Consider the following 20,219-nt stretch of genomic DNA (forward strand, 5'->3'; position numbering starts at 1 on the left):
TAAAGTAAACTATTTGTCAAAATGATTAGGATGCTGGGCTTTAATATCATCTACAGTTCCCAATACTTTATCTTTTAAAGAATCCTGGTATTTCTGAAGTTTCGCCGCTACTTCTTCATTACCGCTTCCTAAAATTTTTGCTGCTAAAATCCCTGCATTCAAAGCTCCGTTCAAAGCTACAGTTGCTACAGGTATTCCACCAGGCATCTGAAGAATAGATAGAACAGAATCCCATCCGTCAATAGAATTACTGGACAAAATCGGAACTCCGATTACCGGAAGTGTAGTACAGCTTGCCACCATTCCCGGAAGATGTGCTGCTCCTCCAGCTCCTGCAACAATTACTTTCAGACCTCTTTCCTGAGCTGTTTTGGCATAATCGAACATTCTTTCCGGTGTTCTGTGTGCTGAAACTACAGTGAGTTCATAAGGGATATCAAGGCTTTTAAGAAAATTTGCAGCCTGTTCCATGATCGGCAGATCACTCTGACTGCCCATAATAATTCCTACCATCTTCAATTTATTAGATCTTCAAAGATAAAAGTCTTCTTTTAAAATAACAACTTTATTCGTTTCTAAATACAGATGGTGATATTCCTTTTACTTTTTTAAAAAACCTGTTCAGATGGCTTTTGTCCGTAAATCCAAACTCATCTGCTATCTCACTGATCCGCATATCACTGTAATGCAGGCGGTTTTCGATGAGTTTCATTTTGTACTGAACCGTATATTCATTTAACGTCATTCCTGTATTATTCTTAAAATAACGCCCTACATAAGTTTTTGAAATGCCAAACATCTTACTGATATTTTCACCTGTCAGTTTTTTAGGATCGTAAATATTCCCCTGAACATACTGAAGAATATCTGCAGCTTTATGATCTGTACTTTCATTCATCTCCAATATATCTTCCTTTACCAGATTCTGAGCCACTGCTGTCAGAACTGCCTGTACAAGAAGCTTAACCAATTCATTATTATAGAAATTTTTATTTTGCATGGCGATTATCAGACTTTCCATAATCTTTTTAACCATAAGGATATTCTCCTCTCCTTTAATTACGGATCCCTGTAAAGTATGATTGGAAAAAATTTTTTCAAGCTGTTTCATAAATACACTTGTCATTGTATGAAGCTGAAAAAAAAGTTTATTGAATCGTATAAAAAAAAGCTGAGTTTGTGTTTTGAATATAAAACGATGGAAATCTTCCGGCACAAGCAAAAAAAGATCGCCTTGCGTATAAGAAAATGTATTACCATTAATCTCCTGCTCCCCGGTTCCTGAAACTATATAAACAAGTTCAAAGAAACTGACACTGTGATCGCCTCTCGGACATACTTCTGCCAATTCTTTTAAAACAAGTTCAAACGGTTCCTGAAGAAAATCTTTTTTCATGACAATATTATACCCTTTTATCATGTAAAAATACAACATCTAGGATTAGCAAATCACAGAAATTTGCAGAAGAAAAAAGAAAAGTTATGAATTCACAAAACAATAACACAAAAATGCAGGCTCTTGTATTAGAACAATTTGAAAAACCTTTTGTACTAAAAAAAACAGATAAACCTTCGCCTCAGGACCATGAAGTCCTTATTCAAATCAAATCAGCAGGATTGAATCCTTTAGATCTGAAAATCAAAAACGGACAGGCAGCGCATGCAAGAGTTAACCTTCCGGCTGTCCCAGGAATTGATATGTCCGGAATAGTAATAGAAACAGGAAAAAATGTAAAGGGTTTTAAAAAAGGAGATGAGGTTTTCGGAATGGTGGGTGGAGTTGGTATCCATCAGGGTACATTAGCAGAATATATTACTGCTGATGCAGACCATATCAGTTTAAAACCTGAAAACATTTCATTTCAGGAAGCAGCAGCTCTTCCTCTGATATTGATTACTGCCTGGGAAGCTTTGGTTGATAAGATTAATATACAGCCTGATCAAACAGTATTAATTCATGGAGGAGCTGGAGGTGTTGGCCATATTGCTGTACAGATTGCTGTTGCAAAAGGAGCAGAGGTATTTGCTACAGTGAGCACGGAACATTTTGCAAGGATAAAAGAATACGGTGCTACACCTATAGATTACACCAACCTTTCTGTTGATCAATATGTAAGTGAATATACTGATGGTAAAGGATTTGATGCTGTAATAGACACCATAGGAAACAGTGTACTGGACGATTCTTTTTTAGCTGTAAAAAAATATACAGGACACGTTGTGAGCATCCTTGGTTGGGGAAACCACAATCTTGCCCCTCTATCTTTTCGTAATGCTACCTATTCCGGAGTATTTACATTATACCCTTTATTGAGTGGCGAAAGAAAAAAACATCACGGTGATATTTTAAAAGCAGCGTTTCAACTTCTTCAAACCGGAAAAGTAAAGGTTCGTCTTCATCATCAATCCTATACTTTGGAACAAATAGAATCTGCCTATGAATTGCTTGAAAACAGAAAAGCAAGAGGGAAAATAGTGATTCAAATTTCTTAATGATAAAAAACAGCAATGGATTCTATTCTGCAAACCGTCATCTGTACCAGCAAAAATGAAAGCAACTGTACCCATCATAATCATTTTAAAACAATTAAATTTGTTTGTTACACTACTTATTTACGTTGAAAGATTATAAACTTATTTTTGCTGTTCTTACCGTTGCTATGGTTTGGGGAACAACCTTTTTGGCCATCCGTGTGGCTGTAGAAACCATTCCCGCCTGGTTTGTAGCCGGAATCCGTCAGTTTTTAGCTTCTATCATTATGCTTGTCGTTCTTCTTTCGAGAAGAGAATTCAAATGGATTGGCTGGAAAAGCTTGGGATATCAGATTATTTTTTCTTCACTGATGCTGGTGGTTGCCAATGGTATGACGACTGTGGCTGAGGAAACTGTTTCAAGCAGTCTTGCCTCACTCATCAGTGCATGCTCACCTATTCTGGTGTTTCTGGGAAGTGTGGCTGTTGGATTACAAAAGTTCAGCCTGCGGGCACTTAGTGGGATTATGTTGTGTTTCAGCGGTATTCTCTTTATTTTCTGGGACGGACTGAAAGATCTTGCCAATCCGGATTACAGAATGGGAATGATCTTCCTGTTCTGTGCTATTGCAGGATGGGCTTCAGGAACTATTTTCACTAAAAAATTAAATATCCAAAGCGGCAATATAACGTTGAACCTTTTCTATCAATTCCTATTTGCAGGTGTTGTTCAGATTATTTTGGCTTTCCTATTTTCTGAAAATTATAACTTTGGAAACTGGTCTGTAAAAAGTATTTCAGCTATGTTATACCTTTCTGTTTTTGGTTCTGTAGCTGCTTTTTTTGCTTTCCACTATGCATTGACCAAAATTTCGCCGGTACAGGTTTCTATTCTGGCTTATATCAACACCATCATCGCTATATTTCTAGGTTGGCTGATTATGGATGAAAAAGTGACGTTTAAGTTTATTCTTGCTGCGATACTCATCATTTGTGGTGTTTTTATTATTAACTACAAACCCGAAATGTTCAGGAGGCAGAAAGCATTATAATATGTGAAAAATTTCCTGATTTTTTTATTTGCTTTATTGTATTTCTATTCATTGAAAAGGGTTAAAATTTACAGGTAAGTATCAGAATTTCTTTACATTTGCCCAAACACAACTCTTATAACCATGAAGCAAAAGCTATCCATCATTACTGTTTTACTTCTTCCTGCATTTTATTTTTCTCAAAAAGCAGAGCCAAGGGAAGAGATCAAACTGAAAAGTTTTGATTACAAAATCTATATTCAAAACAAAAAAGACAAAGAAACGGATCAGGAATTATATCTGATTCCTAATAAAGGAGATACTATCAGAGAAAATGCTCTTGTTAAAAAAATATCCGGGGAAGAAACTCACAGAGGTATTTATAGAATCAACAACACAGAAATTCATTTTGTGGATATTGACCTTATCACAGAAAAAATCAACCATAAAATCTATAGTCCCAATAAAAAGGGAGTGCTGACATTAGTCAAAGAAAATTCAAATCTGACCTCTTATCCAAAGGATCTTCCGCCAAAATTTAAAGACAATAAACCTCCGCATCCCGAATTCGAAGGTGGTGAAGCAGCATTGGAGCAATGGATTGAAAAAAACATCTATCCGGTCCTGGAAAAGAAATATAAGAAAAGAGAGAAAGGGAATTCTGTTCTTATTTTAGATATAAACCCAAACGGAGTTCCATCTTTTGTAGAAATAAAAAATTTGAATATTTCTGATACCATCAAAAAACAACTCACCGATATCGTAAAAACATCTCCTGTCTGGAAAACCAATATACAAGGGTTTGACGTGTCGGGAATTGTCTTTATTCCTTTAGAATACTAGGGAGTATCGTCAAGAGGCTATTTTTATATTCCCTTCATTTTTCTTATATTGTATACTCAACCCATACAATATGCTGAAAAACACATTTTTTTTATTTCTGGCCGCCTCTTTTCTTCTTGTAAGCTGTGATTACAAAGAGAAGGAAAAAAATCTGACAGACAGGGAAAAACAATTATTAGAAAAAGAAAAAGTATTCGCGAAGAAAGAATCCGAATATCAGTCGCTCCTTAAAATGAGGGACAGTATTTTTGCCAAAAAAGATTCTGTAGTCATTACTTCTTCATGGCCCGCGGAAATTTCCGGTCCATGGAATGGAAAGGTCATCTGTACAGAATCCAACTGCAGTGAGTATGCGGTGGGCGACCAGCGTACTGATATCTGGGAATTCGATAATGATTCTACCCAGCCTATTACCAAAATCATCAACAACAATAATCTGGTAAGGCTGTACACAGGCAAGTTTGAAAACAATGAGATCAGACTGTACTTCAAAACCGATTCTACGGCCAAAAAGAATGTAGAAATGAGCGTTCTTCTTAATGATATTTCGGACAACAAGATCAAAGGTACAAGAACCATCACCTCCGATGGCTGTACTGCCAAGTTCTCTGTTGAATTAGTACGTTCCACAAAATAAACACTTATGATTTTACTGAGTATACACAACCTGAGTCTTCCTATAGAAGATCCGGTACTGAAATTCCTGTTGGTACTGGTCATCATTCTGGCAGCACCATTACTGCTAAATAAAATTAAAGTTCCCCATCTTTTGGGGCTTATCATCGCCGGAGCCATCATCGGTCCGAACGGATTCAATGTATTGTCCAGAGACAGCAGCATTGTGGTAACGGGAACTACCGGACTTCTCTATATCATGTTCCTGGCAGGTCTTGAGATTGATATGGGAGATTTTAAAAAGAACAAGTGGAAAAGCCTCACCTTTGGGCTCTATACCTTTATTGTCCCTTTTGTTTTAGGTTATCTGGGAGGTTATTATCTTCTGCATTTTTCTATGCTGACGTCTATTTTGTTTGCCAGTCTTTTTTCTTCCCATACCCTTATTGCTTATCCATTGGTGAGCAAGTTAGGAATCGCCAAAAACAAGGCTGTTAATATTACCGTTGGAGGTACTATGATCACAGATATCCTCGCATTATTAGTGCTTGCTGTGATTGTGGGAATGTCTCAGGGAGATGTGGGAACAGAATTTTGGGTTAAATTATCCGTTTCTTTCATCGTTTTTGCATTGATTGTATTAATTGTATTCCCTATTATAGGCCGTTGGTTTTTCAAAAGGGTGGATGATAAAATCTCACAATATATTTTTGTATTGGTCATGATTTATCTGGCGGCAATGCTGGCTGAACTGGCCGGTGTGGAAGCCATTATCGGAGCATTCTTTGCAGGATTGGCTTTAAACAGATTAATTCCTCATACTTCTTCTTTGATGAACAGAGTTGAATTTGTGGGAAATGCCATCTTTATTCCATTCTTCCTGATCAGTGTGGGAATGTTGATTGATTTTAAAGTTTTCTTTAAAAGCTGGGAAACGCTGGAAGTAGCTGGAATCATGCTGGTAGCTTCTATCGGAGGGAAATATCTTTCTGCAGTGGCCACTCAAAAAACATTCAGACTGACCAAAGAGGAAGGAAAACTGATTTTCGGGTTGAGTTCTGCATCAGCAGCAGCTACATTGGCTTCAGTAATGGTAGGATACAACATCATCCTTTCTGAAACCGAAACCGGGGAACCTGTAAGATTATTAAATGAACACGTCCTGAACGGAAGTATTTTACTGATCCTTATTTCGTGTACCATTTCCTCTTTCATTTCCATGGCAAGTGCTCAGAAAATCGCTGAAAGTGACAACGAAGATACTGTTTCGGGGAATACTCATGAAGAAGAAAGTATTCTTTTGGCCATCAACCATGAGGCAACTGTTGAGCGAATGGTGAACTTGGGAATTCTCATCAAAGCACATTCCAATACAGAAGATCTGTTTGCCCTGAATGTCATCAATGAAGATAAAAATGAATCTTCAGTAAAGAATGCGGAGAAACTTCTTCACCAGGCAGCAGATGCGGCGGCGGCGGCGGATGTGAAGCTACAGGCCCTAAAAAGATATGACAATGACGTCGTAAATGGAGTCAATAATGTTATTAAAGAACAGAAAATTACAGACCTCATCATTGGATTGGAGGATGAAAAAGGATTCTCACCCTCTTTTATCTATAATCTTTACAATGGCTATCTGCAGAATGATGATGTGAATGTACTCGTATATCATGCAGCACAACCGCTTTCCACCATAAAAAAATATGCGGTCATGATTCCTGAGAATGCAGATAAAGATGCCGGATTCTTCCATGCCTTGCTAAGAGTCTGGAATATTGCCAGAAATTCCGGGGCTACAGTTGTTTTTTATGCTCCTGAAAACATCATTGATATTCTGCAGAAAATCATGAAGAAAGCCAGTATAGAGGCAGAATTTATCATTATGAGCACATGGCAGGATGGTGAAAGAACCGCTGCCCAGCTGAAAGACGATGAAGCATTGATTATTCTAATGGCAAAACGAGGTATGAAATCCTATATTCCACGAATGAGACTGATCCCGGAACTCCTGAACAGGAATCTGAATGATAACAATTATCTATTGATCTTCCCTTTCTCAGAATATGATAAAAACAGTCCGGAAATACGTTCTGTAGGAAATCACGGAGATTTTGTGGAGATTGGAAATGTGATTCAGAAGATTTTTAAATAAAGAAGCTGAAAGAAGGATGCTGGAAGTTATCTATATATGAATAATCATTTTTTATTAAATCATCAAACAATTTGAACCATCAATAGGATCGGGCTTTAGGCGAAACTTAATTTAGATTTTGGCTAAAGCCAATTGAACAATTACATAACAAAAAAGGGAGCTGTTTTTTAAAATAACAGCTCCCTTTTATATTTTTTAAATGGTTTACTCAGCAATTACTCTTACCATTCCTTTCACCTGTACAAGCTTTTCCATTAGCTCTTCCCTGGAATCAGCAAGGACATTGATGTGTCCCATTTTTCTTCCTGGTTTGGTTTCGGTTTTCCCGTATAAATGGATGTAGGTTTCAGGTAACTTAAGAATATCTTCCATTCCCTCGTATACTACTTTTCCGGCATATCCTTCTGCTCCTACCAGATTCAGCATTCCGCTGTACGTGATGGCATCAGTATCGGCTAAAGGCAGGTTTTTTACTACACGGTACATCTGTTCAAACTGAGAATTGGTATTTCCTTCCTGACTCTGATGTCCTGAATTGTGAAGTCTTGGAGCAGTTTCATTTACCCATATTTTACCTTCTTTGTCAAGGAATAATTCAATAGCAAACAATCCCGGAGAGTTCACTGCAGCTAAGAATTTCTCTGTAATAGAATCAATCTGATTCTGAACATCTTCTGTCAGAAGAACTGGACAAACATTGAAATCCAAAAGATTTAGTTTTGAATCAGCTACCATTTCTGTTATCGGAAAAACATTGGTTTCTCCTTTTTCATTTCTGGCTACAATGACGGAAAGTTCTTTTTCAATATCCACCAGGCTTTCAATAACAGATGCTTCTGTCCATAAGTGCTGATAATCTTCTTCTGTTTTGATCACCTGTACTCCTTTTCCATCATATCCGCCTGTATTCATTTTCTGTACAAATGGCAATGGCATGATAATTTTCTCATCACTGTTCCATACCACCTGAAATTCCGGGCTTGGAATATCATGAGTTTTATAAAATTCTTTCTGAAGGATCTTTTGCTGGATCGTTTTGATGATATTGGCATTAGGAACCACTCTTATTCCCTGCTTTTCAAGTTCTGCCAATGCATCAGCGTTTACGTGTTCTATTTCAATCGTAACAACATCTTTATCTTTTCCGAAGTTCAGAACCGTATCATAGTCATTAAAATTCCCCTGTGTAAAATATGAGATATTATGACATGGTGCATCAGAAGCCGGATCCAGAGTATAAAACTCATCATCATACTTCAGTGCGCTTTGTATCAACATTCTTCCCAGCTGTCCGCCTCCCAGAATTCCTATTTTCATTTTTTATTTTTATTAGATTTACTTCTTATTGAATTTTATCAATTTTTAAATACCCAAGTCCCATCGGGTTCTTCTGATCTTCTGTATCAGATTTTTTAAGAACGATAGCATATTTTTCTTTCATATAGGCAGGAAGAATATCACTCACATTGAAAATATCATCAATATCTACTCCATGCTTATCATCAATATGACTTACAGCACCTTCAAAGCCCATTGTCTGATAAAACTCAGTAGCTTTTGCCCTTTTTATAATCTCTCCCATAGACTGCCCTACCATTAAGTGCTGCTCATGAAATTCTTCAAAGAAACCAGGTTTGTAACCTCCCAGATTAAGGAAAAACAATTGGTCTTCTGATGACTTCTCTCCTTTCTCTACAATTTCCACTTCATAGCCGTCAGCAAATCTCACTTCCTGATAACAATCCAGATGAATTTTACCTTCTGCTTCCTTCCAAAACTCTTTCATATCCGGAATTAAATCTTTAAGATTCTCTGCTATTCCGAAGAAAACATCGTGCTGCTCAATATTTCTTCCTTTAGGAGTTGCCCCAAGGATAACATAAAATAATTTCATTACATTTTTCATGCATACAAAAATACGTTAAATTTATCTTTTTCAAATGTTTGGCAGACTACTACAATAATTTTATATTTGTAACATTATTTGTAGTATGTCAGAAATCATCATACTCTTCCTTGGCGCAATTTCCGCTGGTCTTTTAGGTTCACTTACGGGTTTAGGAGGAGGAGTTATTATCATTCCTTTATTAACGCTAGGTTTTGGCGTTCCAATGCATTATGCTATCGGTGCTTCACTTATCTCAGTGATTGGTACCTCTTCCGGCGCGGCTGTAGCTTTCGTCAAAGAAGGGTTTACCAATATGAGAATCGGGATGTTTCTCGAAATTGCCACCACCGCAGGTGCTATTGCAGGTGCCCTGGTTTCAGGGATGCTTAACCCTAATACGATCGGAATTATTTTCGCTAGTATCCTTCTTTTAACGGTTATTTTAAATCTTAAAGGTAAGCCTGATCACCAGGAGCCTTTGGTCAAAGGAAGTCTGGAAGAGAAGCTGAAATTGTACGGAACATTCCCTGATAAAGGAGTATTGAAAAGCTATTCTGCAAGAAATACAGTTCCTGGATTTTTGATGATGATGTTTGCAGGTGCTATGTCCGGACTTTTAGGAATAGGTTCCGGAGCGTTGAAGGTATTGGCAATGGACAATATGATGAAACTGCCTTTCAAGGTATCTACAACAACCAGTAACTTCATGATTGGGGTAACAGCTGTAGCCAGTGCGCTGATCTATTTCCAGAGAGGAGAAATTATTCCGGTAATTGTAGCTCCTGTATTGATAGGGGTTGTCATCGGAAGTTTTATCGGCTCAAAAACGCTGATGGTATCCAAGACCAAAAAATTAAAAGTATTTTTTGCCATTGTAATTACCATTCTGTCTATTTACATGATGTATAACGGTATCAACAAAAGCTTCAGATAATGAGAAAGAATTTTACAGATGTAGATCTGAACCGCTCCGTAGGAAATCTTCTGAGGCTGGGTGTTATTCTATCTGTGGCAACCTCTCTGATTGGTTTTATCAAGTTATTTTTTGAGGGTTTTAAAATGCCTGAAAAATATACAAGCCTTGTGGTAGGTACTTCTTCAGATAAAGTATGGGGACATTTCTGGAATTCTCTGTGCAAAGGAGAAGGAATGGCCATTATTCAGTTGGGAATTCTTCTGCTGATTTTCACACCTTTGATGAGAATTGTTTTTGCTTTAATAGGGTATTTAAAAGAAAAAGACTACGTATATGTAGTCATTTCTTCAATCGTGTTAGCAATTATGGCGGTAAGTTTCTTTGCTGGATACGCTCACTAATTTTTACATTTCATAAAACTCTAACGGCAACTGATCGGGATCCTGGGTAAAGAAAAATTCTTTCCCGGTGAATTCATCTATGCGGATTTCTTCACAGTTTAAGCCTTTTTCAATCAGCTCATTCCTTTTTTCTGCCACATTTTCAACAGAAAAGGCAAGATGTCTTAAGCCACATGCCTCCGGACGTGATGGGCGCTGGCCTGGATGAGGAAAAGAGAATAGTTCTATGACATAATGCTCTCCTATAGCCAGATCAAGTTTATAAGACTGTCTTTCTTCACGGTATACTTCCCGAATAATATTCAGATCTAAAATTTCTGTATAAAATTTCTTTGAAACGGCATAATCCGAACATATAATTGCAATATGGTGAATCTTCATTTTTTTATTTTAAACTAATTTTCAATTGAATTTTATTACTGTATTTCTTTACAGTTATCCTTTCTTCTTGTATCAATAATATACTGGATTTTCCATTCATTATTCTGCTTTACCAGCTGAAAACTATTGGCACCGCAGTGTGATAATTTTCCCTTTAAATAAAAAGAATAAGGAGTAAATACACTGGCCAGGTTTCCGTCTGTATGAACAGCTTCTACTATGATTCTTTCATCTAGATCCCCTTTTGTAAATTTTGAAACCGAAGCAACGAAATTCGGTATGCTGTCACTTTTTACAGTACCGTCTTTCGTGATTGTTTGCAACACTGCATTCTCCGAAAAGGCAGATTTTACGAGTTCTGAGTCTGCATTTTTCATGCCAAGGAACAGGTTACGGATAGGTTTTTCAATATCTTTATTCTGCTGCCCGAAGCCAGAAATACTGATCAGAACAAGAAGCATGACTATTTTATTCATAGTATAGATTTAGATAATTAAAAATAGATAAAATAAAATTTAAATTGATTAACAAATTTTAAAATTCATTTTCCTTAAATTGTAGTCAAAATTATTTCAGAGCTTTTTATATGTGGATTATTTATCTGACTTTGGCCATCCTTCTTCTGGTCATGACCATACTGCCAAAAATACAGCATTCTCACTGGATATTCCGGGTTCCGGAATTTGCTAAAATACAGGTCACCTACCTTATATTTTTCACTTTTCTATTAGGCCTTTTTACTGATCCTAAAGAATATTTATGGTATTACCAGGGACTTCTGCTGGTTTTGTTTGTTCATCACAGCCATACCCTTATCAAATACACCCGTTTTTATCCTGTAAAAAAACACAGACAACGCCACAAGTCTTCTGATAAACTGCATTTTATTTCGGCTAATGTGTATCAGTTCAATAAAGATTATGGGAAATTCATTGGGCTTGTTAAAAAGTATAATCCTGATTTTTTCATGACTATGGAAAGCAATGGCGACTGGGAAAAAGCAATGAGACCTTTAGAAAATGAATACGGCTTCCAGCATAAAGTAACTCTTGAAAACACCTACGGCATGCATTTCTATTCCAGGATTGAAATCAAAGAGGCAAAGACTCATTATTTTGTAGCTGATGATATTCCGAGTATTGAAATCCACATGAAAACAGCTGATGGCTTTTCTTTTGTTTTCTTCGGGGTTCATCCGCCGCCGCCAAGTCCTACGGAAGAGGAAACATCAAAAGAAAGAGATGGTGATCTTCTAAGTACAGCCAAATGTGTAAAAGACATCAAAAAACCTGTTATTGTAGTGGGAGATTTCAATAATGTTGCATGGTCAAGGTCATCTGTACTTTTTAGAAAAACAAGTCATCTCATAGACCCTAGAATCGGGCATTCTTTTGTTTCTACCTTCCATGCGAAATACCGTCTTTTAAGATTTCCTATCGATCTGATGTTTCACAGTGAAGATATTTTTATTAAACAGCTGAAAACATTGGAAAATTTTGGTTCAGACCACCTTCCGGTATACTGCGAGTTTTTCATAGATCATCACAACGACGAACAGGAAGAATTGATTGAAACAGCGACTTCTGAAGAGAAAGCAGAAGCTGAAATCATGATCGAGGAAGGAAAGAAAGAAGATGGCGAGCGGGAAACTGTGGTTACTGAGGATTAAGCATAAAAAAGTGGGCTTTCGGCCCACTTTTTTTGAATATTTTATATCAGAGACTGAACCCCCAGAACCAATTAATGGTTCTGTTCCTACCCCAGCTGCCTGTTTCTGTCCCTTCCTTATATTCGGTAAAAAACATAAGTAATAAAACAATAACAATGGCAATGAGAATATAAATCTTCTTCTTTTTCATACTAGAATTTCATTACATCCTTCACTACTCCATTCTTCTGGGTGTGCTGTAATAATTCAGCTTCGATGAAGGTTTTAATCTCTTCTTCAGAACCATTGTTCGGGAATAAAAGGTGAACATTAGCTCCTGCATCCAGTGTAAAGAATAAAGGCAATCTGGTTTCTCTTCTGAAATCCCAGATTTTGTTGATGACTTCCAAAGTACCTGTTTTCATCAGGATAAAAGCCGGATCACTCATCATCATCATTGCATGCAGTGTAAGTGCTTCATGCTCTACCAGCTTGATAAAGCTTTCCATATCACCGTTTTTCAGGATTTCTTTCATTGGAACAAAGTTCTCTCTGGCTTCCTGAAATCTTCTTTCTGCATAAGGATTGGTATTCATCAAACCATGCCCTACCGTTGAAGAAACACTTTTCTGTCCTTCATGGATCAATAAAACCCAGTCGTTAAAATTTCTGAATACTTCATGAATTTCAGCATCCAGATACTGTACTCCAAATAAATCTGAACTTCCTTCTACGTCATCCGTTTTTCCCCACACCACAAGTCCGTTATATAAGCTTCGGCATGCACTTCCACTTCCTAATCTTGCTAAAAATGAAGCCTTTCTCAAAGATTCTTCTTCAGAAATTGTTCCTGTAAATGAAGCATCTAATGCCATCAGACATTTTGCAATGGCTCCAAATCCTGAAGCTGAACTTGCAATCCCCGAGCTGTGCGGAAATGTATTTTCTGTCCTGATAACATATCTCCCTTTTAAAATCCAGGGAAGATGCTGTTCTATATTTTTGAAATATTTCTCAATTTTTTCTGCAAATTTCACTTCTTCATTACCAGCCAGAAAGGTCTGTACTGAAAAAGATTCATCCGCGATAAATTCCATTGAGGTATTGGTTTTACAATGGTTTAAAGTGTAACTGATACTTGGGTTGGCAGGAATCTGATCAGCATATTTCCCCCAATATTTGATCAGGGCAATATTAGACGGGCAGCTTTCTGAAACCGTTTGGGTATGAATGGTGAAATTTTCTTTTCCTATAAAATCTTGTGTCGTCATAGTTTAATTTAAGTCATTATTTTAAACCACCCCGTCAAAAATTCTTTGAATTTTCGCCACCCCTCCAAAAGAGGGGAATTTTCACACCTTTATTTGTACTTGACGTGAAAAACAGGAGGTTAAAATTTTTAATACATCTTCTCTATAATATCTGCATATTTTTTGATCACCACATTTCTTTTGACTTTCAATGTAGGCGTAATTTCGCCTGTATTGATGTCAAATTCTGCTGGCATTAAAGTAAATTTCTTCACTTTTTCATAGTCTGCCAGATGGCTCTGTAATTCTTTAATCTTCTCTTTGTAAAGGTTGATTATCTTTTCATTTTTTACAACATCTTCCCAATTGGTAAAAGGAATATTATTTTTCTTGATATAGTCCTGTAAAAATTCAAAATTAGGAACAATCAACGCTGAAACAAACTGTCTTCCTTCTGCAATCAGCATAATCTGCTGGATAAAATTATTATTGGTCAAAAGGTTTTCGATCTGTTGTGGAGCAATGTATTTTCCGTTGGATGTTTTCATTAGATCTTTGATTCTGTCTGTAATGATCAGGTTTCCTTTATCATCAAACTTTCCTGCATCACCGGTTTTGAACCACCCGTCCTCTGTGAACACTTTCTGGGTTTCTTCAGGCTTATTGTAATAGCCTTTCATGATTCCGTTTCCTCTTGCCTGAATTTCATCATTTTCACCGATACGCATTTCAACTCCCGGTAAAGGCTTTCCACTGGTACCATGTTCAAAATGAGTCAATGGGAAAAGAGTCAATGTTGCGGTGGTTTCCGTTAATCCGTACCCTACAGTTACGTGAATTCCCACTGAATCAAAGAAACGGGTAACTTCTGGTGACAATGAGGCACCTCCACAAGGTAAAAACCAAAGTCTTCCACCCATTTTCTCTTTGATTTTACTGAAAACCAACCGATCTGCAACAGCTTCTTTGAATTTTAATCCAAAAGGAATCGGTTTTTCATTTCTCTTCAATTCAGCAGTTTCCCATCCGGTTTTAAGGGCCCAGTCAAAGATTTTTTTCTTTAATGAAGAACCTTCTTCTGCTTTTTCCAAAACTCCGGCATATACTTTCTGGAAAAATCTTGGTACCGCACACATTGTAGTAGGTTTTACTTCTTCCAGTGCCTTAGCTACATTTTTAGGGTCTTCCAGAAAATAAACACGGGCACCACCATACAGGCAAAGTAAACTCCAGCTTCTTTCAAAAACGTGGCTCAAGGGTAAAAATGCCAGTGAAAGTTCTTCTTCAAAGTTTTTAAACATAAAAAATTCAAAGTGAGAATCGAATGCTTTAATAAAATTTCCATGGGTAAGCATTACGCCTTTCGGGACTCCGGTAGTTCCGGAAGTATAGATCAATGTGGCAGTATCATCATTTTCTTTCTTGCAGATCTCCAGCTTTGGGGAAGCTTTTGAAATAAAATCTTCAAGATAAAAACTGTTGAATTCTTTCTTGATCCACACTGCTTTTTTAGAAACAATAATGGTTTCAAGATTGTTTTCTTCTTTATGTAAAAACTCAAGACAGGCATTATACTGCATCTGATTTCCTACTAAAACAACTTTTGCTCCGGAATCGTTAACGATATGTTCTGCCTGCTCAGCATTATTGGTTGAATAAATAGGCACTGTAACAGCACCAATGGCCATTGAAGCCAGGTCAAAGATCATCCATTCGGACGAGTTATCTGAATAAATAGCGACTCTGTCATTCTCCTGAACTCCAGCTTCCTTTAAGGCATTGGCTGTTTTAAAAATAACTTCACTGAATTTTTTCCAGCTTAGCTCTTTCCAGCCTCCCTCTTTCTTTTTAAATCCGATGGCCGCTTTTATAGGATGTTTTTCTACATTTTTAAGGATAATTGCCTCTGCAAGATTCATTTCTTCAGCTTTTTGTCGTTAATATAATTATTCAGGTGAAAGTCTATACTTTCTTTTACGGGAATAAACTGATAATTCAGTTTTTCTTTGACTTTGTGATTGGAAATGGTGTTGAATGAAGAAATGGCTTCAATATTTGATTTGGTAACCATTTTCAGTTTGGGAATCAGCCATCCGAAAAGGGTGTTGGCTATTCTTCCGATATTTAATACAGATTGTGAAAGAATTCTGGCATCTTTAAGTCCCAGACGGGTTCTCACCTGTTTTGCAAGGTCTGCATATCTGTTATTTTCAGCAACAATGATAAAACGTTCTCCGAAAAGATTATTTTCCATTAATCCTATGGCGGTATTAGCAACATCTCTCACGTCAACATAAGCAGAACCACCTGAAAAGGTAAAACTATTGTCTTCAAAAGTAGAGAAAAGCTCTCCGCTGCTTTGGGTCCAGTTTCCGCTTCCTACGATCATTCCCGGGTTGATGATGATAACATTAAGGCCTTCTGCTGAGGCTCTCCATGCTTCCATTTCGGATAAATGCTTTGAAATAGCATACGCAGAGTGTTCCAGTTTTGGATTAAAATCAGAATCTTCGTCCAGCTCTCCTTTTTCATTGAAATTATCAAGAACGGCAACAGAACTTACATGGAGAAATTTTTTAACGTCTGACCCTTCACAGGCAAACAACAGGTTTTCTGTACCCTTGATATTTGTACGGTACATTTCTTTTTCATCTTTGGGATGAAAGCTTACTTTTGCAGCACAGTGATAGACCTCATCCACACCTTGCAGTGCTGTTGTCAAAGAATTGAGGTCATCAAAATCTACGTTTACCCATTCGATCTTATTGAAAAAATCATCGGGATTCTTCGTATAAAAGCTGTATGAATGCTTTACTTCGTTTATATTGCTGCCCGGTCTTTTGGAAGCACGTACATTTTTACCTCTTTTAAGAAGTTCCAGTACAATTATTCTTCCCAGAATTCCGGTAGCACCCGTTACAAAAATCATTAATTATTTTACTTGATTGCTGACTAAAATATAACAATATTTTCTATCCGGCAATTCTTCCGGATCCGGCAAAAATTCCTTAGAAAAACTGCTTATGCAAATTTGCGATTTTTAAAGCATAATTCAACTTTATTTAACCAATATTATCACTCAGAAATCAACAAACCAGAAAAATTTTAATCACAATAGATCATTATATTTAAAAGTCCTGAAAGAATGTACAACTTTCAGGACTTTTATGATTAAAAATGCTTTGTTCTTAAGCCATTACCTCATTATTTCTTCTTGGGGCTTTATCGCAAAGAACGTCTGCAATACTCTTTGATATAAGGTTTCCTTCTGTAAGATTATCCAGCCAGAAGAATTCTCCGGCGGCATTGATCTCAATGAAATAGTATTCGTCTTCAGGAGAAACAATCATGTCTATTGCGCCGTAATCTACATTATAAATATCGAGAAGTTCAAGCAGTTTTGCTTCTACGTCTGCCGGAAGTTCTGTTCTGCTCCATTTATCAATCAGATTGATTCCGTCTTTTCTCCAGTCTATTTTGGCATCTTCAGATTGTTGTGAGTCTATTTCAAATGCATAAACATCTCTTCCCACAATGGTAATACGAAGTTCTTTTTTCTTTTGAATCATCTGTTGAAACTGCATTGGGCAATATAACAATGAGTCAAGTTCTTCCAGTTTATTTTCACTGACCACGTTGGTAAACACTACACTTTCCACACCGTCTTCATAGATGGCAAAACCAGTTTGCATCTTCGCCACTACATTCTGATGTTTCAGAATAAATTTTCTGGCTTCATCAGGGCTGTTGGTAAGGCAGGTTGCCGGAATGGTCAGACCTAATTTATCTGCAATTTTCAATTGTTCTTCTTTGCTGTCCAGTCTTCTGTATACACTTGGTTTTCCTAAAGAATACGCATCTACAGATTCAAAGAAACCGAAAAGTGTATTTCTGATTTCTCCCATTGCTGCACCGTAGAACTTAGAGTCCATTTCTTCCTTCAGCCCCTTTCCGATATTGTAAGCTCTTCTGTACCAGATAGCTGAAATATCATCTAAACGGTGTTTTGCATCCTGAGTTTCAAGAAAACTTACCCATTCTCCATCCTGAAAAATGGTGGAAAGTTTGTTTTGTAAAGGATAAACGTCAACATCAAAGCGAATGACCTCGCAGTTATTTTTTTCAATGTATTCTGTTACTTTTTCAATAGAAAAATTATCTGCGGTATGGGTTATAATTAAAATTTTATTCATGGAAATTAATTCTTTTGATAAGATTATCGGCAATTCTTTCTGCTATGGGAAATTCCAGCTCTTTTTGCAGCATTCCCCACTCTCCCTGCGGATTGACTTCAAGGAAATAATAATTCCCGTCTCTTCCCCTGATCATATCGATAGCCCCTATATAAAGGCCCATTTCATGCATCATGGAAGTGAGATTTACTTTAACGGAATCTGGCAGCTCGTATGCTGACCAGAAATAGCCTTCACGGGCTACTCTCCAATCTGCATTTTCGCTGTTATTGATCTTTCCTGTGAAGAAATCACCGTCTACATAGACGATTCTCAATTCATATTCTTTTTCAATATAAGGCTGAAAAATCATGGGACAGTATGCAATGTCTGAAAGGTTTTCAAGAGATTCTTCTTCAATGATTGTAGTGGAAATCATATTTTCACCAGACATTGTTTTCGCAGTTACCCCATGAAGCTTAGCGATTGCTTTTCCGTAGCAGTATTGATAGAAAAATGTTGTTATTTTCTCTTCATCATTGGAAAAAATAGTTTTAGGGATCGTTAAGTTATTTCTTTGTGCAATTTTCAGCTGAAATATCTTGTTGCCATCCACCTTTTTTTCATTTTCATAAGGATTGATCCAGGGAACATGCTCTAAGGCAGTCATCAGATTGTAGCGCAGGCTTCCATATTCGTTCAGGAATATTTTTTCATAATCCTGATCCAATTCTTCGGGAGCACTTATTCTCCATGCTTTTCTGTGCCATACTCCTTTAATTTCATCAGAGTGGATGGTATTTCCGGACTCATCAGTCAATTCAAATGAATTTTCATGGATACTGATTTTCTGAAGGTGATTCAGCCGGTCAGAATTCAGTCTGAAATAAGAAATATTTTTGGAGGCCAGGTATTCGAAAAAGAGATCGATATTATAAAAATCCTGTGAATGGGTGATGCAGAGAATCATTTGCCGGTTTTTATTAAAAAGGGAAACTTAATGTTTAAGTTTCCCCTACTCTATTTTATTGAATTCTACTTATTATAGTGGAATAGTGATTGTATCATCATCACCGTCAGATGGATATTTCAGCGTGTGCATCATATCATCTTTCGGAGAAGTTACAACGTCAATTGCCGGTTTTGTAATTACATCTCTTTCAGGAATTGACATATCAGTTCCTCCTTTTACTGTTTCAGGATCTTTCACCTGTTTTTCCAAGAATGATGCGAAAAATGGCTTCTTCTTTGAGTTTTGGTTTTTCATAATGTTTAGTTTTGGTTTGATATATAATTAAGCTTAAGCTGTATGTATATTCTTACACATCTAAAACATCCTCATCTCCGTCAGAAGGATATTTCATCGTTACATTATCATTATCAGGCTTGGTAACACCATCCTGAAGAGCAGTAGTGATTTGATCCTTGATTACCGATGTAATCTGGTCTGTAAGTACGGAAGTGATACCTCCTCCTTTTACTGTTTCCGGGTCTTTAACCTGTTTTTCTAAAAATGTTGCGAAAAATGGCTTCTTTTTTGAATTTTTGTTTTCCATAAGTTAATATTTTTATTGTTTTGGAAATCCAAAGTACAAAAAATTCAACTCATGGAGAAATAATATGACGTTTTAATAAAATTTTAACATAATACTAAAAATCAAAGTATAAAATTAATTTAATCCCAAGAATTCCTTGACAACGTTTGCAAAATCGACCGGATTTTCAGCCTGCACCCAGTGTCCTGCATTTTTTACCGTAACTACTTTAGCTTTAGGAAACTGCTGCTTGATTCCAAATTCATCCTGAGGCAGAATATAATTGGACTTTTCTCCTGCAATAAAGAGTGAATCGCCTTCAAAAACACCGAATTTGACCGCATTGGAAACAAATTCATTATATTTTTCAGATAATGTTTTAAGATTAAATCTCCAACCCAGTTTTTTATTTTCATCCCAATACAGATTTTTCGTTAAAAACTGTATGGTTGATTTTTCGGGAATATACTGGTTCAGAACTGCTTCCACATCATTTCTGGAGGCTACCGTATTGAAATCTACAGTTTCCAGTGCTTTGATAATTCCCTGGTGATGCGGCGGATATGCTTTAGGTGAAATATCTACAACAATCAGTTTTTCAACACGTTCAGGATATTTTAAAGCAAACTGCATGACAGCTTTTCCTCCTAAAGAATGCCCCAAAACATGAGCTTTCTGAATTCCATAATGATCCATATAGCGGGCAATGTCATCTGCCAGATCATCATGAGACATACTTTCTGAATGAAAGCTTCTTCCGTGGTTTCTAAGGTCGATCAGATGTACGGGAAGATATTCTCCCAGATCTTTTCCGAAACTTCCCCAATTGTCAAGCATTCCAAATAATCCGTGAAATACAAGAAGCGGCGTATTGGTTAAATTTTCGCCGAATATTTTTGAGTTTAAGATTTCCAT

General features: G+C 36.8%; 23 protein-coding genes. 8 read left to right on the forward strand and 15 right to left on the reverse strand.

Annotated features, from left to right (window positions below; translation table 11 throughout):
• Positions 1 to 9: 9 nt before the first annotated feature.
• On the reverse strand, positions 10 to 513 hold the full coding sequence (gene purE / locus AC57AW_RS19335) for a 5-(carboxyamino)imidazole ribonucleotide mutase (RefSeq protein WP_034699885.1): 504 nt from the start codon (positions 511 to 513) through the stop codon (positions 10 to 12).
• A gap of 52 nt (positions 514 to 565) precedes the next feature.
• Complete coding sequence (locus AC57AW_RS19340) at positions 566 to 1,396, reverse strand: AraC family transcriptional regulator (RefSeq protein WP_496353190.1); 831 nt, start codon at positions 1,394 to 1,396, stop codon at positions 566 to 568.
• Positions 1,397 to 1,482: 86 nt separating this feature from the next.
• Here AC57AW_RS19340 and AC57AW_RS19345 point away from each other — a divergent pair, with 86 nt between their 5' ends.
• The 5 genes from AC57AW_RS19345 (at position 1,483) to AC57AW_RS19365 (ending at position 7,113) form a co-directional block, all read left to right on the forward strand.
• Positions 1,483 to 2,493 carry a zinc-dependent alcohol dehydrogenase family protein gene (locus tag AC57AW_RS19345; RefSeq protein ID WP_496353191.1) on the forward strand — a complete coding sequence of 337 codons (1,011 nt, stop codon included), beginning with the start codon at positions 1,483 to 1,485 and terminating at the stop codon, positions 2,491 to 2,493.
• 125 nt (positions 2,494 to 2,618) lie between these two features.
• Positions 2,619 to 3,524 (forward strand): DMT family transporter, encoded by a 906-nt coding sequence (locus AC57AW_RS19350; RefSeq protein ID WP_496353893.1) that lies wholly within the window; start codon positions 2,619 to 2,621, stop codon positions 3,522 to 3,524.
• A 123-nt stretch (positions 3,525 to 3,647) separates the two neighbouring features.
• Positions 3,648 to 4,346, forward strand: a complete 699-nt coding sequence (locus AC57AW_RS19355) for a hypothetical protein (protein ID WP_496353192.1) — start codon at positions 3,648 to 3,650, stop codon at positions 4,344 to 4,346.
• 70 nt (positions 4,347 to 4,416) lie between these two features.
• Positions 4,417 to 4,983, forward strand: coding sequence for a hypothetical protein (locus AC57AW_RS19360; protein WP_496353193.1), 567 nt, complete (start codon positions 4,417 to 4,419; stop codon positions 4,981 to 4,983).
• A 6-nt stretch (positions 4,984 to 4,989) separates the two neighbouring features.
• A complete protein-coding gene (locus AC57AW_RS19365) occupies positions 4,990 to 7,113 on the forward strand; it encodes a cation:proton antiporter (protein ID WP_496353194.1) in 2,124 nt (707 codons plus the stop codon).
• Positions 7,114 to 7,317: 204 nt separating this feature from the next.
• Here AC57AW_RS19365 and AC57AW_RS19370 read toward each other — a convergent pair whose 3' ends face one another.
• Positions 7,318 to 8,430 carry a 5-(carboxyamino)imidazole ribonucleotide synthase gene (locus tag AC57AW_RS19370; protein ID WP_496353195.1) on the reverse strand — a complete coding sequence of 371 codons (1,113 nt, stop codon included), beginning with the start codon at positions 8,428 to 8,430 and terminating at the stop codon, positions 7,318 to 7,320.
• 25 nt (positions 8,431 to 8,455) lie between these two features.
• Positions 8,456 to 9,007 carry a DUF1543 domain-containing protein gene (locus tag AC57AW_RS19375; RefSeq protein WP_496353196.1) on the reverse strand — a complete coding sequence of 184 codons (552 nt, stop codon included), beginning with the start codon at positions 9,005 to 9,007 and terminating at the stop codon, positions 8,456 to 8,458.
• Between the two features lie 97 nt (positions 9,008 to 9,104).
• Between AC57AW_RS19375 and AC57AW_RS19380 the strand changes: the two genes are divergently transcribed.
• Together AC57AW_RS19380 and AC57AW_RS19385 are read left to right on the forward strand one after the other, a co-directional pair.
• Positions 9,105 to 9,935: a sulfite exporter TauE/SafE family protein gene (locus AC57AW_RS19380; RefSeq protein WP_496353197.1), complete on the forward strand. Its 831-nt coding sequence runs from the start codon at positions 9,105 to 9,107 to the stop codon at positions 9,933 to 9,935.
• Positions 9,935 to 10,318: a DUF1634 domain-containing protein gene (locus AC57AW_RS19385; protein ID WP_149833103.1), complete on the forward strand. Its 384-nt coding sequence runs from the start codon at positions 9,935 to 9,937 to the stop codon at positions 10,316 to 10,318. The genes AC57AW_RS19380 and AC57AW_RS19385 overlap by 1 nt, the downstream gene beginning before the upstream one ends.
• Before the next feature lie 3 nt (positions 10,319 to 10,321).
• Here AC57AW_RS19385 and gloA2 read toward each other — a convergent pair whose 3' ends face one another.
• Positions 10,322 to 10,699, reverse strand: coding sequence for an SMU1112c/YaeR family gloxylase I-like metalloprotein (gloA2, locus tag AC57AW_RS19390; protein WP_496353198.1), 378 nt, complete (start codon positions 10,697 to 10,699; stop codon positions 10,322 to 10,324).
• A gap of 35 nt (positions 10,700 to 10,734) precedes the next feature.
• Complete coding sequence (locus tag AC57AW_RS19395; protein WP_496353199.1) at positions 10,735 to 11,175, reverse strand: nuclear transport factor 2 family protein; 441 nt, start codon at positions 11,173 to 11,175, stop codon at positions 10,735 to 10,737.
• Positions 11,176 to 11,285: 110 nt separating this feature from the next.
• On the opposite strand from AC57AW_RS19395, the gene AC57AW_RS19400 reads away from it, so the two are divergent.
• Positions 11,286 to 12,368: an endonuclease/exonuclease/phosphatase family protein gene (locus AC57AW_RS19400; protein WP_496353200.1), complete on the forward strand. Its 1,083-nt coding sequence runs from the start codon at positions 11,286 to 11,288 to the stop codon at positions 12,366 to 12,368.
• Positions 12,369 to 12,414: 46 nt separating this feature from the next.
• On the opposite strand, the gene AC57AW_RS19405 is transcribed toward AC57AW_RS19400, so the two are convergent.
• The 9 genes from AC57AW_RS19405 to AC57AW_RS19445 all read right to left on the reverse strand — a co-directional run bounded on the left by AC57AW_RS19405 (position 12,415) and on the right by AC57AW_RS19445 (position 20,219).
• Positions 12,415 to 12,558: a hypothetical protein gene (locus AC57AW_RS19405; RefSeq protein WP_496353201.1), complete on the reverse strand. Its 144-nt coding sequence runs from the start codon at positions 12,556 to 12,558 to the stop codon at positions 12,415 to 12,417.
• A 1-nt stretch (position 12,559) separates the two neighbouring features.
• On the reverse strand, positions 12,560 to 13,618 hold the full coding sequence (locus AC57AW_RS19410; RefSeq protein ID WP_496353202.1) for a diphosphomevalonate decarboxylase: 1,059 nt from the start codon (positions 13,616 to 13,618) through the stop codon (positions 12,560 to 12,562).
• Positions 13,619 to 13,746: 128 nt separating this feature from the next.
• Positions 13,747 to 15,516, reverse strand: a complete 1,770-nt coding sequence (locus AC57AW_RS19415; protein ID WP_496353203.1) for an AMP-dependent synthetase/ligase — start codon at positions 15,514 to 15,516, stop codon at positions 13,747 to 13,749.
• Positions 15,513 to 16,526 (reverse strand): NAD-dependent epimerase/dehydratase family protein, encoded by a 1,014-nt coding sequence (locus AC57AW_RS19420; RefSeq protein ID WP_496353204.1) that lies wholly within the window; start codon positions 16,524 to 16,526, stop codon positions 15,513 to 15,515. The genes AC57AW_RS19415 and AC57AW_RS19420 overlap by 4 nt, the downstream gene beginning before the upstream one ends.
• 259 nt (positions 16,527 to 16,785) lie before the next feature.
• A complete protein-coding gene (locus AC57AW_RS19425; protein ID WP_496353205.1) occupies positions 16,786 to 17,790 on the reverse strand; it encodes an MvdD family ATP-grasp ribosomal peptide maturase in 1,005 nt (334 codons plus the stop codon).
• Positions 17,783 to 18,739 carry an MvdC family ATP-grasp ribosomal peptide maturase gene (locus tag AC57AW_RS19430; RefSeq protein ID WP_496353206.1) on the reverse strand — a complete coding sequence of 319 codons (957 nt, stop codon included), beginning with the start codon at positions 18,737 to 18,739 and terminating at the stop codon, positions 17,783 to 17,785. Before AC57AW_RS19430 ends, AC57AW_RS19425 begins: the two co-directional genes overlap by 8 nt.
• Positions 18,740 to 18,811: 72 nt before the next feature.
• Positions 18,812 to 19,036, reverse strand: coding sequence for a microviridin/marinostatin family tricyclic proteinase inhibitor (locus tag AC57AW_RS19435; protein WP_223599316.1), 225 nt, complete (start codon positions 19,034 to 19,036; stop codon positions 18,812 to 18,814).
• A 52-nt stretch (positions 19,037 to 19,088) separates the two neighbouring features.
• The gene (locus AC57AW_RS19440) at positions 19,089 to 19,325 is read right to left on the reverse strand and encodes a microviridin/marinostatin family tricyclic proteinase inhibitor (protein ID WP_496353207.1); all 237 of its coding nucleotides are present in this window, start codon (positions 19,323 to 19,325) and stop codon (positions 19,089 to 19,091) included.
• A gap of 114 nt (positions 19,326 to 19,439) precedes the next feature.
• Positions 19,440 to 20,219 carry an alpha/beta fold hydrolase gene (locus tag AC57AW_RS19445; RefSeq protein WP_318847029.1) on the reverse strand — a complete coding sequence of 260 codons (780 nt, stop codon included), beginning with the start codon at positions 20,217 to 20,219 and terminating at the stop codon, positions 19,440 to 19,442.

This window comes from Chryseobacterium sp. BGA-UO-ETr-SB22 (assembly GCF_059567885.1).